Source organism: Streptomyces caniscabiei (assembly GCF_014930365.1).
Lineage (GTDB): Bacteria > Actinomycetota > Actinomycetes > Streptomycetales > Streptomycetaceae > Streptomyces > Streptomyces caniscabiei.
In genome coordinates this window covers 78059-91405 of the sequence record NZ_JABXWI010000032.1, presented here as the reverse complement: position 1 = coordinate 91405, position 13347 = coordinate 78059, and the positions used below count along the sequence as shown (strand labels likewise).

Genomic DNA, 13347 nt, shown 5'->3' with positions numbered 1-13347 from the left:
GGGTCCCTTCGCGCTGCGCGCGAAGAAGCGAGCCGGGTCGCTGCGCTCCCCGGCCGCTCACGCTCCGCGTGAGCGGATGCGGCTCGCTCCGCTCTCCGCCAGGCGGCACGCGCTCCGCGCGACCGCCAACCGCAGGGCAGGCGCCTCGCGTTGCGAGGCGCGGCCGGCCTCCGGCCGACCGGTGGCCTCCGCTGCGCTCCAGCCACCCACAGTGGACCCTCCAACTCGCTTGCGGGCAAGACGTGCCACGCTCCGCGCGGCCCACCCGCGGGGCTCGCACCACAAGCGGCAGCAAAAGGAGGAGTGGTGACAGGCAGTCGGATGAGTGACGAGTCGAACAGAGGTTGGGGGAGGGTGACTTGATCGGGGGTGTGCTTCAAAGGTAGTGCTAGCTTAAGACTGGAATGGTACTGCACCACTCCTGATCAGGAAAAGGAGTTCGCTGAATCCCTATATGCACAGAGAGCGAGGAATAGAAGAAATGGCGAGCTGTAGTAAATGGCAGCCTGGAAATAGCGGCTCGGGAAACGGTGGGAAATATGGATGGGTGCGTTCGCGGGCGATTAGCAGAAATGGGCCGGGTGGCGTTCGAGTGCGGGTGGTGATGAGAGATGCGCACGGCGGGGTACCACTGATCGGAGCCGTCGGTAGCGAGCGGGTGGGCGAGCGCCAGGCAGGTCGCACTGCTCCTCGCGCGCGTGCGCGTTTTACTGATAAAAGGGCACCGCGCGGAAAGGTGCGCTGACCTGCGGTTTCGCGAGAGGCGATGTGTTAGCCCTGACACATCGACCTGCGGTTTTGTGCCTCCTCAGACACAGCCGAACCCGATTTGGCCCTGTAGAGAGGGACAAAATGTGTTTGCCCTGGTCAGGCCCACATTCGGCTGTCGTCCCGTGGGAGGCGGTGTGTCGGCGTCGACACCAAGGGGCCACGCCGACGGGTACAAAGGTCCCTCTGCACGGGGACAATCTCGGCTAGGGTTCCGGGAACCACAGGAGATCGAGCAGCAGGAGCCAGGGTGCCTGGGGACGCGAGTCGCTCCACCAACAGGGGTCAGCAGTCGGCGGACCGCAGTGAGCCCGTCACGTCGCCGCTGGCGGACAGCTTCGCCCAGGCGCTGGACCGTACGCCGCCGAAGCCCGGTCGGCCTGTGCGGTCCGCGAACGTCGAGTACACGTACCGGGCTCCCCACGACGCGTGGGGCCGCAGCGGCTACAGCATGGTCAGCAACGCCTTCCTTGTCGACGTCCTGGCCGTGCTGATCGCCCGGTACGGGATGTCGCCCGTGCAGTCGGCGGTCCTGCTGTTCTGCATGGGCCGCCAGGTCGAGGGGCGCCTGAAGATCACCCACATCAAGGTCGCCCGGCACCTGGGAGTCGAGCGCGCGAACGTCACCCGGGCGCTGGGCAGCCTGGAGAACTGGCACATGCTCCAGCGCCGCGCCAATTCGCTGATCGTGGTCAACCCGCTGATCTGCTTCAAGGGCAACGGTGACCTCCAGCAGGAGGCCCTGGAGCAACTGCGCCAGGACGCCAGGGCCGCGCTCAGGAAGCACTTCCCTGAGATGCGGGAAAATGTAGTGGCGCTGGAGAAGGCGGCGAGCGAGAGCTTCCCGGAGTTCACGGCCCCGGCCGCGCCGGCCCCGCGCACGCGGCAGCTGGCATTCGGCGACAACGACGTGGAGGAGCAGGCATGCTGATCCAAGCTCATCTCGGGTTCGCGCAGCTACACCGTCTGGAGCTCTCCAAGGCCGACTACGACCTGCTGGGCGCGATGATGGAGGTTCAGCACCCTGGCGGCGAGGTGAACGCCTCACAGGCCGAACTACGGGCGCGCGTGGGTCTCAGCAAGAACCGCACGTCGATCGCGATGAGCCATCTGGTCGAGCGGAACATCGTCCTGCGGCCCGAGGGCCGCTACCGCAGCTACTTCATCCACCCGTACTTCGCCGCGTACGCCTCCCAGGAGGAGATGGAGGAGGCGCTGCGCGAGGCGACCGAGGCCATCAAGGCCGGCGCCCTGGCCGCCCCGGCGCTCCCCGCCCCGCAGCGGCATCTGTCCGCCGTGCCCACACGTCACAGCGCTTGACCGGCCGCCCGGCCGCCCGCCCGGCGGGTGACATGACATCAGCGGCGCCGCACCCCTTTCGACAGGTACGCGGCGCCGCTTTCGTGTGCGGGCAGCGAGTGTCAGATCCGTACGCTCGTTTCCCGCAGGCGGGAAACGAGCAGGTCAGAGTGGTGAGACGTCGGCCGAACGGACCGCAGGCACTTCCGGCGGCGGGGACCTGGCCGTGCTCGCCCCGGCTGCGGCCGCCGCGCTCAACCTGTTCGTCAACGCCGTCCGGCGCGGCGGCGCCGACCACGGCAACATCGTCCAGGCCCTCAAGGCCGCCGGTGTCCACGAGGCGTTCGCCGGCGTCTTCGACGCTGCTTCCGAGCGCGTCATGGACGCCGTCGACGACGCGTACGACTGCGACGAGCGGTTCCACGTCGACAACCTCGCCGGGGCCGCGGGCGACGTCCGGCGCGCCTTCCACTCGCGACGACCATCCTGATGTCCAACGGCCTGCTGAACCGGCTGGAGGGCATCCGGGACGCCAGCACGCCGCGCAGCGCGGCTCGTACGGCACTCTGGCGCCTCGATGGGCGTCACCCGGGCCACCGCGCAGTACCGCCGCCGACGCCCTGGTGAAGAAGGACCCGAGCCCGATGGAGAAGTGGGCTACCGGCAGTAGCTGAGCGGTGCAGTACGCCGATGCACGACCAGCACGGGTTCTGTCCCCGGAGCGGGACAGAACCGGCTCTGCCCAGAGAATGAGTTCTGGCACAGCTTCCGTACTCGATCACGCTTCGTGGCCTGTATCCGTCGGCGGAGCGACCACCCTGTTGTAGGCGCGGCATGAGGCGATCATGCGAAATCAGCCTGTACTCGTTTTTGATGGAGACTGCAGCTTTTGCTCCAGGTGGGCGCCGGCGCGGCCTGCCAGGGCGAGGCCGACTGCAGCCAAGGTCGAACGCAGTAACCGGTGTGCTGACCATGAGGGTGGGCCTCCCGAGTCGGGAGGCCCACCCTCATGGTCAGCACACCGGTTACTGCTCTCCGGGTGCCGAGATCAATCGGAAGGGGCGGCTTCACGGTCCTTGTGCTGGAGGAGCAGCTGCAGCATCTTGTCGAACTCGGTCGGCGGCATCCGGTGGATCAGGTACATCGCCGCCAGCTGTCCGTCCTCGTAGGGGAAGCGCTTCGGCTGCTTGCCTGCCGTCTGGTCCCCAAGTGGGTCGCCATGTGGGCGTGGTTCTGGGACGGATTGCCCGCTCGCGGCTGGTTCACTCTCGCCCTCGGCAGGCGACTCGTTCGAGAGGTCATCCTCTATTACGCCGTAATAGCCGTCAGTCGTCTTGGTGTGGTGGACGGCCGACGTGTCGGCCGTCTCCCGCTCCTTGCGGCGCTCTCGCTTGGCTTCTTCCTTGCGGGCCCGTTGCTCCTTCAGCTCTTCGAGGGCCGCCTCCTGATCGGCGGCCGGCCTGTTGCCCACCGCACGCAGCAAGTCGATGGGTTCCTGGCCGATCCGGGCCTGGAGTTCCGGCGTGAGGTTGAGCAGGGCAAGCCGTTGCGACACCCAGCCCTGGGAGCGATGGAGCCGCTTGGCTAGTGCGGTCTGGCTGCCGTGGATGGTTAGGAGGCGCTGGAGGGCACGGGCCTCGTCCAGTTCTTCGAGGTCTTGGCGGTGGATGTTGGCGACGAGGGCTGATTCGAGAAGTTCCTCGGAGGTGGTGCCCTGGTCGTCGCTGACCATGATCTTGACAGTGGCGAGGCCTGCCTCACGAGCGGCAGCCAGGCGGCTGCTGCCGTCGATGACGACATGGGTGGTGTCGGGTTCGAGGTCGGCTTCGCGCTCGGGGTTGGCCTTGATGTAGGCGTCGCGGTTCATGACCGTGATGGCCTGCTTCTGGCCGTGGGTAGTCAGGCTGCCGGCGAGGTCGGTGAGGTCGCCAAGAGTGGATCGGGGGTTGTCGGGGTTGAGGCTGATGCGGTGTGGGGGGAGTTCGGTGGGCGGTGCGGCGCCGTCGGTGGGGACGCCGGTCGCGGCTGCCACTGCCTGTCGTCGCGCGCTGATGGAACGTACTCCGCCGCCGAAGCGGCCTGCGCCCAGTTGGTCAGCCTTGCTCATGCGATCTCCCGGGCCAGTGCGCGCATGCCGATCGCCTGCTGTGACTTGGGGGCGTATGACAGCAGGGGCTGCTTCATCCGAACTGCTTCCTTCTGTTCCTTGAGATCGCCGATGAGTCCGACCACTCGTGGATCCTTTATGTCGACCCATCCTTGGAGTGAGGAAGTGGCGATGAAGCCGCGGCGGGAGTCATAGAGGTTGACGACGATGCCGAGGTAGTCGATGTCGACCTGAAGGTCTCCGCGCAGGTCGTCGATCTGTGTGGTGAGCAGTTCGTAGGCGTCGGCGGAGCTGTCCTCTGCCTGGACGACGATCAGGGCGCCGGACTGGCCCGGCTTTTCGCCGTCGCGACGGCGGCCGTAGTAGGCGGCTGCGTCCATGCTGAGCCCGAGGCTGGGCGGGCAGTCGACGAGGATCACGTCGTACTCGGCTTCGAGCGGGGCGAGTGCGCGTTCCAGGGCGGCTTCGCGGGCTCGTACAGCGGACAGACGCACGTCGAGGAGGAAGGCGTCGTTGCAGGCGGGCAGCAGGTGGAGTCGATCGCCGAAAGCGGTGTCGTCGATGGAGACGATGAGGTCCCGGAGGTCTCCCTTGGGGTCTCCGGCCATGTGGTTGGTGAGGCTGTCGCCGTTCATCGGCAGCGGTGCGGCGCCGAGTTGGTTGGTGAGGTGGCACTGCGGGTCGAAGTCGACGAGCAGGACGCGCAGGCCGAGGCCTGGCAAGTTCTCGATGTCGAGTGGGTTGTTCGTCGGTGCGTCACCGGAGTGGACGTCGCTCGCGCGCAGGGCTTTGGCAAGCGCCTTGGCAACGCGAACGGCGTACAGGTTGTTGGGGTCTTCGGCGAGCGCTTCACCGAGGCCCGCGGTGATCGCTGTCTTGCCGACGCCGCCCTTCTGGTTGCACACGATGATGCGGCGGGTGACCTCGGGGCGTGCGACGTCGGGGGCCGGGTTGGCGTCGAGCCACAGCTGGACGGACTGGGCCAGGCCTTGGATGAGGGAGACACCGCGGTCTGTGGCGACCTGGCGGAACTCTTCCCACTGTCCGGGAGGGAGGAAGGTAGAGAAGGAGTCGGCACCTGCGGTGTCGACCGGGGCCGTGGCGGAGGCCAGGCCGCACCAGTCTCGAATGCCCAGTTCGACGGCGGCCTGAATCTCGATGCCGTGTTGGGCGGCTCTGATTTTGAGGTTCTGCCGGAGCCATCCCGGCAGCTTGGAGACGACCTTCTCGCGGTCGCTGGAGGTGGCTGGCGAACTCATGTGGGACACCTTACTAACGTCGATGATCCTTTGCGTCATCGATGCGTTAGTTTGCATCACTTGTTGGAGCGTCAGGGACATTACGCCGTAATCGGCACATCTGGCGGTCCCGAGTTGGCCGCACGCTATTACGCGGGGGAACTGCGGGATCGTCGAACCACTCCCCCTGGCTGTTGCGGCGCTGCTGGCGGTTGGTGAGCCGCTTCTCCGAGATGCTGCCGCCCCCGGCCGGGCGGCGGCGGGGGCTGGCCGCGCTGCGGGAGTGGAACAGCTACCCGCCGACCGGCGGCGGCCAGGGGTGGCGGAGCGTCTGGCTGCTCTTCCCAGGATCACAGTTCTCGATCTGGATCCGGCTACTGCTCTGCGCGTCGTGCGGCAGCCACCTGGGCGGGTGAGGCGAGCCCATGGTCATGGGTGCCGTAGCAGCGGCAGTCGTGCTTCTTCGGTCCCTGTCCTTCAGTCCCTGGAGAAAGTGCAGGTCAGAGAGGTGCGAGGCCCTGTTGAGGGACTGAAGGGACTGAAACTCTCTATTATGAGCCAATCCTGCGTGCGTGTACGTGCGGGCGCGTACGTATCCCCTCTCATGTAAATAGTTAGCTGATAATTGCGAGTTTCAGTCCCTTCAGTCCCTGCTGAAGGGTTCATTGCTGCTCTGACCTGCACTTTTCTCAGGGACTGAAGGACAGGGACCGAAGGGTCGCAAGAGTCCCTCCGTCCCTGAATCCCTGCGGGATGCCGCTGCCAGAGTCACTGGGAGGCTTTTTCCGGGACGCTCCGTGCGCCACGGCCCGGCACAGTGCGTGGTGATGGTCCTGGCTTCGGTCCCTGCTGGGCGCAAGTCGGGCATTCTCCCCGCAGGTTGTGAGGCTCAGCTGATCAAGGGACCGTAGGGGCCGGGGAGCTGATACGCCGCCACGCGGGGGAGCTGCTCCCTGCTGTCGGTGCCGGGTCCTAGACTCTTTCGAAACACAGTCCCTCCAGTCCCTTGGGCCTCTTGCTCCAGCACCGCAGTGGCCGGAGCCTGTCAGGCACCGAAGGGCCGTGACCCTCGAAGAAGGACAGACGCGTGGCCGGCTCCAGCGTGACGAGAGTGCCCGCAGGCCCTGCGAGGCCTGTCACACCGCACGCCGTGGCGCGGTGGTGTGCGGAGCAGGGCTGGCCGGTGCATCCCCTCGCAGCGGGCCGCAAGACGCCTGCGGGAAACTGCGCGGAGTGCAGGGAGCAGAATCACCTGCCGGCCGACTGCGCCTGTCTGCCCGCAGGCCGTCCGTGCCACGGTTTCCATGCCGCCACGACCGACTCCGCCCGCATAGACGCCTGGTGGTCCCGTACGCCGTCCTGGGGGGTCGGTGTCGCCTGCGGGGGAGCGGACCTGATCGTCATCGATGTCGACGCGCACTCCGCGCAGGTCCCCGATCGCAACCGGCTGCTGCCCGGCATCCCCATCCATGACTCCGTCGATCTGCAAGGGCTCGCGTCCGGCTTCGACACCCTCGCGCTGCTGGCGGCACTGCGCGGGCAGCCCAGCCCCGCCGACGACGACAGCACCCTGCGTGTGCGGACTCCGTCCGGGGGGCTGCACGTCTGGTACCGAAATCCCCACCCGGCCACACGGTTCCGCTGCTCGACCGGGTCCAGCCCCAAGGTCGCCCTGGCGTGGCAGGTCGACGTACGGGCCGACGGCGGCTACATCGTCGCCCCCACGACCCGCACGGCCCAGGGAACGTACACGAGGGAAGGCCCGACCCGACTGCCCGCGCCTCTGCCCGAGTGGCTCGGCGAGGAGCTGGTGAGGACCGGTCATGTGATCCAGCCGCCTGCGTTCGGCCCCCGGCCCGGAGTGCCCCGAGCCCGCCGGAAGGGGAGGGCCGAGCACGGCCGACGAGTCCTGGATCCTCTGCTCCACGCGGTCGCCGAGTGCGCGGCAACCCCGCAGGGCGCTGCCTTCACCGAGAAGCTCAACAAGGCCGCCTACACCGCCGGAGGACTCGCTGGAGCCGGTCATCTCGACGAGCCGGCCGCGAGGGCCCTGTTGCTCCAGGCGGCGGAAGCCGCGCGTCCCTGGCAGAGCGCCCGCAACGAACGCATCGTCGACGACGGCCTCGCAGCCGGATCGGCCCGCCCGCTTCATCTCGAAGGACGTTCATGAGCAGCGCCGGAACCCCGCGCTTCGACGCCAGCGCCGCTGCTCAGCAGATGCTGGACCTGGAGCAGGTGTCCCCACCGCCCGCGGCGGCTCTGCCTGCCCAGGCACACTCCACCCCTGCCGCCCCTTCCTGGGCGCAGTCGGCTCCCCTGCCCGGCACGCTCACCGACCGGGGTAACGCCAAGCTGTTCGTCAGGCTCTACCGCGACCGGTTCCGGCACGTCGAAGGCCTGGGCTGGTTCTCCTGGGACGGCTACCGCTGGAAGCGCGGCGGGGGTGAGAAGGCCGCCCTGTGGGCCGCCGGCGAGATGGCCGAGGACATCCCGGACAGCGACCCGCGCGGGCTGTTCAGCGACCGTGAGCTCCACCATCACAAGAAGCGCACCCTGTCCACCACGGGGATGAAGGCGCTCCTCACCCAGGCCAAGGCGTCCCCGGACCTGTCCGTCGACCCCGACACCCTCGACGGGGACCCCTACTCGCTGTGCACCCCCGCCGGTGTCGTCGACCTGCACACCGGCCTGCTGCGCAAGCCGGACCCCACACGCGACTTCCACTCCCGCGCCACGAGCGTCGCCCCGCAGCAGGCCCCCACACCCCGTTGGCACCGCTTCCTGCACGACACCTTCGGCGACGACGCCGAAGGCCAGGAAATGATCGACTTCCTGCACCTGCTGCTCGGCTACTCCATCACCGGCGACGTCGGCGCACAGGTGCTGCCCTTCCTGTACGGACACGGCAAGAACGGCAAGAGCGTCCTTCTCGACACCATGATCCAGATCCTGGGCGACTACGCCGACGCGGCCCCGCCCGGCTTCCTCATGGACCGGGGCTCGTTCTCCGAACACTCCACCGAACTCACCGAACTCCACGGCCGCCGCCTCATCGTCTGCAGCGAACTCAAGCCCAACGACAAGTTCGACGAAGCCCGCGTGCGGCTCCTGACCGGCGGAGACAAGATCAAGGCCCGCCGGATGAGGCAGGACTACTTCTCCTTCAGCCCCACCCACCACCTGTGGCTCCTCGGCAACCACCGCCCCGAAGTGTCCACCGGCGGCTTCGCGTTCTGGCGCCGTATCCGCCTGCTGCCCTTCGAACGCACCGTCCCGGACCACCGCAAGATCGACAACCTGGCCTTCGAACTCGTCCGCGACGAGGGCCCCGGCATCCTGCAGTGGCTCATCGAGGGCGCCCGCCGCTACCTGTCCACCCGTGACAACCTCGAAGGTCCCGACCGGGTACGCATCGCCACCACCGCGTACGCCCACACCGAGGACCACATCGGACGCTTTCTCACCGAATGCTGCACCCGCGATCTCGAGGCCCACCCCGACCTGCGCGTCGAGCAGGGCCTGCTCTACACCGCCTACGCCTCCTGGTGCAGCGCAGGCGAAGGCATCCGCCCAGCGGGCAACCGCGCCTTCGCCACCCGTGTACGACAGGAAGTCGGGCTCGCCTCGCCCTCCGACATGATCAAATCCAATGGCCGCAAGTACTACCCGGGCCTCGCGCTCCTGGACGCCACCTCATGAAGCGACTCCCGCACCCGTTCGGCCGACTGACCAGCCTCAGCGCCGGCCAGCAGCACACCCGCAGCACCCAAAACGCCCCCGGGCGCCGGGCTTACCATGACATCGCGGGGCCACGTACGGCAGCGGGCGGCACCCCACACCACGAGGCGGGCCGCCGCCCGGTCCGGCAGACGAAGGAAGGGCAGCAGCCATGAGCTCGCTACTGAACGAGAGCGACCTCACCCACGAAGAGCAGGTCGTGTGGCTGGAAGACCCCGAGAATCTCGACTATGTCCGCCAGGCGCTCGACAAGACCCGGCGCCGGAACACCAAACCCCCCTACGCGCGAGACGGCCGCATGGTCGGTTACGCCCTGCTCGACGACCAGGCGGAACCCGACCCGGACAGCGGCCTGTACAAGCGCAGGGTCTTCTTCCTCCTCCCGCACGACCGCGACAGCCTCCCCGGTGGCCTGTACCGCGAAGGGGCTCCCGGCGAAGCCGTGGACCCGCGCACCATCGAGGTGAAGAAGGTCGGAGAGAAGACGCCCCGCTCGCAGAGCGGGCCAGGCGCCATAACCGGCTCCCGCTCCTGACCCCTGACTCCTGACCGGCAGGACGGTCCAGTTCGACCATCTGGATTTCGACCCGCGGCTCCCATGCGGGCAGCCCTTCGCGGAACAGTTCGCTCGAGAGTCGCTTGAGTCGCTCCAGCCGCTTGGGGTGGATCCGGCCGTGGGGCCCTCGTGGACCGGGGGACTGCGGCAGCTACCGAGGAACAGCGACACAACACAGGGTTGGTCGCTTGCGTGCGGCAGGGCATATCCGCAGGTCAGTGCCCATATCGGGGAGTAGCCAGCGACCCAAGCGACTCAGTGGGCGGGTATATCAGCTCCCTGGGACATATCCCTCGTGTGCGCGTGCGACTCATATATGGAGAGCTTGAGTCGCTTCGGTCGCTGTTCGTTCCGTATCAAGGCCTCTGACCTGGTTCTCTGCCCGACACATGAAGAAGCGACCCAAGCCGGAAGGGTCGCTGGTCGCCTTCTGAGTCGCTTGTGCCGCTGTTGGCGTGTTCTGTTTCCCGTTACACCGAGTCTCTCCTTCTGCCGCCCCCGTTTAGCTAGTCTGTTCCAGTCGTTCAGTCGCTTGAGTCGCTTACGGGGGATGCGCATGGCTGCTGAGCTGCCTTTCTTACGCAGCGACTCACGGGCATCTGGGGACCGATCCGCTGACCGTGGGTCAGGCGTCACTCGCTCATTGGCCACCGCCCGATGGTGTGCCGAACAGGGTTGGCCGGTTCATCCTCTTGCCCCGGGCCGCAAGACCCCCGCGGGCAACTGCGCGGCCTGCCGGAGAACCGGGCACACCCACGTGGGGTGTGCCTGTCACGCCGAGGGCCGCTGGTGTCACGGATTCCGCGCCGCCACTGTGGACGAGGCGAGGATCGAGCAGTGGTGGGGCGCCCACCCGGGCCTCGGTGTGGGAGTCTCCTGCGGGCCCGCGGGGCTGGTGATCATCGATGTCGACGCCCATGAGAAGCGACTGCCCGACCGCGACCGTCTGCTGCCCGGTATCAGGATCCCTGCCGGGGTCGACCTGACCGGACTCGCCAACGGGTTCCACACCCTCGGCCTGTTGGCCGCCCTGCGCGGCGTCACCCACCCCGCCGACGACGAGACGACCCTGCGCGTACGGACCCCGTCCGGGGGGCTGCACGTGTGGTACCTGGCCTCCCACGGGCACCGGTGGCAGTGCTCCACCGGGTCGAGCGGCAGCCGAGCCCTGGCCTGGCAGGTCGACGTGCGTGCGAACGGCGGGTACATCGTGGCCCCCGGCACCATGACCGAGAGCGGTGCGTACACCCCGGTCGGAACCGCTCGCAAGGTCGCTCCGCTGCCCGGCTGGCTGGCGCGCGAGCTGGAGCGCACCGGACACCTGCCGTCGGCGAATCCACCCGCGCGCCGGTCCGTGCCGCCGCGTGCCCGGCAGGCGGTGCTCGCGGCGGGCGGCAGGAGCGTCGTGGACCGGGCGCTCGCCTCGGTGCTCGCCGAGGTCGCCGCCTGCGCGGCCGTACCCGAAGGCGCCGCGTTCTCCGAGAAGTTGAACCGAGCCGCGTACACGGCGGGTGGTCTGGTGGCCACCGGGCAGCTCGGGCAGGACGAGGCCGAGACGCTGCTGCGGCAGGTTGCCGAGCAGGCCCGGCCCGGGCAGCGACGGCGCTACGGCGCCGTCATCCGCAGTGGTCTGAGTGCCGGGCGGCGGCGCCCGCTGACGCCTGGAGGCCGCGCATGACGTCCGGCGGTCAGAACGGCCTCTTCGACGCGCACATGGTCGCCCAGCAGATCCTCGACCAGTCCCCTCCGGAGACCGCCCCGCAGGTGGGGAAACCTGATCCGGCGCCCGTGGCCGGGGGAGAGGCGACGGCTGCCGGGCTGCTGCCGGACACGCTCAGCGACCGCGGCAACGCCAAACTGTTCGTCAGGCTCTATGCCCACGACTACCGTCATGTACCGGGTCTGGGCTGGTTCCGGTGGGACAGCACCCGCTGGCAGGTCGACGAGGACGACACCGTGGTGTGGGCCGCGGGCGACCTGGCGGAGTCACTGGCCACGACCGACCCGCGCGGGATCTTCACCCCCGCCGCACTGCAGCAGCACCGGCGGCGGGCGTTGAGCACCAGCGGGATGAACGCGATGCTCGCCCAGGCCAGGACGGCGCCCGGCATGGTCCTCAACGCGGCGCTGCTGGACGCCGACCCGTACGCGCTGTGCACGCCGGCCGGGATCGTGGACCTGCACACGGGACTGATCCGCACCCCGCTCCCCGACAAGGACTTCCACTCCCGCTCCACCACGGCCGCACCCCAGCCGATGCGCACCCCTCGCTGGCACCGGTTCCTCAGCGACACCTTCGGGGAGGGCCCGGAAGGCGCGGAGATGATCGACTTCCTGCACCTGCTGCTGGGGTACTCGATCACCGGGGACGTGGGAGGGCAGATCATGCCGTTCCTCTTCGGCTCCGGCAGGAACGGCAAGTCGGTGCTGCTCGACGTGCTGATGAAGCTGCTCGGCGACTACGCCGACGCCGCCCCGCCCGGCTTCCTGATGGCCCGTCCGTACGAGGGTCACCCCACCGACCTCGCGGAGCTCCACGGCCGCCGCGTCATCGTGTGCAGTGAGGTCAGGCCCGGAGACCGTTTCGACGAGGCCCGGGTCAAGCTGCTGACGGGCGGCGACCGGATCAAGGCCCGGCGGATGCGCCAGGACTTCTTCAGTTTCGAACCGACCCACAAGCTGTGGCTGCTGGGCAACCACCGGCCCGAGGTGGGGACAGGCGGCTTCGCGTTCTGGCGGCGCATGCGGCTGATCCCGTTCGAGCGTGTCGTCCCCTACGACCGCAAGATCGACAACCTGGCGGACATCCTCGTCACCGAGGAGGGCCCCGGCATCCTCAACTGGCTGATCCTCGGGGCCCGTCGGTACCTCAACGGAGAGAGGGACCTCACCGGGCCCGCACGGGTCCGCATCGCCACCAGCGCGTACGCGGAGACCGAGGACCACACCGGGCGCTTCTTCGGCGAGTGCTGCCGGCTCGAGGGAGGCCTCAGGTCCGAACAGGCGCAGCTGTACGCGGCATACAAGGCCTGGTGCCAGAATGAGGAGGCCCCGGCCATCTCCTCACGTGCCTTCGCGGCACGTGTCCGAGAACTGGTGGGACTCGCCTCCCCCAAGGAGATGATCCTGTCCAACCAGCGCAAGTACTACCCGGGTATCGGACTGGTCGCCGACGAGGAGACAGCATGAGCGCCCTCATCGAGGAGAACGAGATCGCTCACGAGGCGGACCTCGTGTGGCTCGAGGACGTCGGCGGTCTCGACTACGTGCGGCAGAGCCTGGACCGGTTGCAGAACCGCCGGGGCAGGCCCCCGTACCACCGGGACGGCCGCATGGTCGGCTACGCGTTGCTGGGACCGGAGGCCAAACCGTCCCGTTCCTCGGGCACCTTCCGGCGCCGCGTCTTCTGGCTGCTGCCGCACGACCGGGACAGCGACCCGGACGGCCTGTACGCGACCGGGGCGCCGGCGGAGGCCGTCGACCCACGCACGCTGGCTCCCGGCTGCAAGGGGCGCAAGACCGAGCGGTCCGAAGGGGGGCCGCCGTCAGCGGGGCTGCGGGGGCTGGGGAACGCGTTGCCGCTGTAGCCGGCCGGGCGCACCTGGTGCAGGCGGTCGTGTCGCGCGGATGCACGGAGGCGG

General features: G+C 68.4%; 12 protein-coding genes. 10 read left to right on the top strand and 2 right to left on the bottom strand.

Annotated features, from left to right (window positions below):
- Positions 1–1018: 1018 nt before the first annotated feature.
- The 3 genes from HW837_RS50195 (at position 1019) to HW837_RS45840 (ending at position 2557) form a co-directional block, all read left to right on the top strand.
- Positions 1019–1699, top strand: coding sequence for a replication/maintenance protein RepL (locus HW837_RS50195; protein ID WP_193382975.1), 681 nt, complete (start codon positions 1019–1021; stop codon positions 1697–1699).
- Positions 1693–2088, top strand: a complete 396-nt coding sequence (locus HW837_RS45845) for a hypothetical protein (RefSeq protein ID WP_193381927.1) — start codon at positions 1693–1695, stop codon at positions 2086–2088. The genes HW837_RS50195 and HW837_RS45845 overlap by 7 nt, the downstream gene beginning before the upstream one ends.
- Before the next feature lie 205 nt (positions 2089–2293).
- Positions 2294–2557: a hypothetical protein gene (locus tag HW837_RS45840; RefSeq protein WP_193381928.1), complete on the top strand. Its 264-nt coding sequence runs from the start codon at positions 2294–2296 to the stop codon at positions 2555–2557.
- 558 nt (positions 2558–3115) lie between these two features.
- On the opposite strand, the gene HW837_RS45835 is transcribed toward HW837_RS45840, so the two are convergent.
- On the bottom strand, positions 3116–4174 hold the full coding sequence (locus tag HW837_RS45835) for a ParB/RepB/Spo0J family partition protein (protein ID WP_193381929.1): 1059 nt from the start codon (positions 4172–4174) through the stop codon (positions 3116–3118).
- Positions 4171–5433 carry a ParA family protein gene (locus tag HW837_RS45830; RefSeq protein WP_193381946.1) on the bottom strand — a complete coding sequence of 421 codons (1263 nt, stop codon included), beginning with the start codon at positions 5431–5433 and terminating at the stop codon, positions 4171–4173. Before HW837_RS45830 ends, HW837_RS45835 begins: the two co-directional genes overlap by 4 nt.
- 194 nt (positions 5434–5627) lie before the next feature.
- On the opposite strand from HW837_RS45830, the gene HW837_RS45825 reads away from it, so the two are divergent.
- The 7 genes from HW837_RS45825 (at position 5628) to HW837_RS45795 (ending at position 13293) form a co-directional block, all read left to right on the top strand.
- Entirely contained in the window at positions 5628–5828 is a 201-nt protein-coding gene (locus tag HW837_RS45825) for a hypothetical protein (RefSeq protein WP_193381930.1), read from the top strand.
- A 734-nt stretch (positions 5829–6562) separates the two neighbouring features.
- On the top strand, positions 6563–7582 hold the full coding sequence (locus HW837_RS45820; protein ID WP_193381931.1) for a bifunctional DNA primase/polymerase: 1020 nt from the start codon (positions 6563–6565) through the stop codon (positions 7580–7582).
- Complete coding sequence (locus HW837_RS45815) at positions 7579–9111, top strand: DNA primase family protein (protein ID WP_093792901.1); 1533 nt, start codon at positions 7579–7581, stop codon at positions 9109–9111. Before HW837_RS45820 ends, HW837_RS45815 begins: the two co-directional genes overlap by 4 nt.
- A 190-nt stretch (positions 9112–9301) precedes the next feature.
- Positions 9302–9685: a DUF6009 family protein gene (locus HW837_RS45810; protein ID WP_193381932.1), complete on the top strand. Its 384-nt coding sequence runs from the start codon at positions 9302–9304 to the stop codon at positions 9683–9685.
- Between the two features lie 577 nt (positions 9686–10262).
- Positions 10263–11384, top strand: a complete 1122-nt coding sequence (locus tag HW837_RS45805) for a bifunctional DNA primase/polymerase (RefSeq protein ID WP_193381933.1) — start codon at positions 10263–10265, stop codon at positions 11382–11384.
- Positions 11381–12895 carry a DNA primase family protein gene (locus HW837_RS45800; protein WP_045563516.1) on the top strand — a complete coding sequence of 505 codons (1515 nt, stop codon included), beginning with the start codon at positions 11381–11383 and terminating at the stop codon, positions 12893–12895. The genes HW837_RS45805 and HW837_RS45800 overlap by 4 nt, the downstream gene beginning before the upstream one ends.
- Positions 12892–13293: a DUF6009 family protein gene (locus tag HW837_RS45795; protein ID WP_045563517.1), complete on the top strand. Its 402-nt coding sequence runs from the start codon at positions 12892–12894 to the stop codon at positions 13291–13293. Before HW837_RS45800 ends, HW837_RS45795 begins: the two co-directional genes overlap by 4 nt.
- Positions 13294–13347 lie beyond the last annotated feature (54 nt).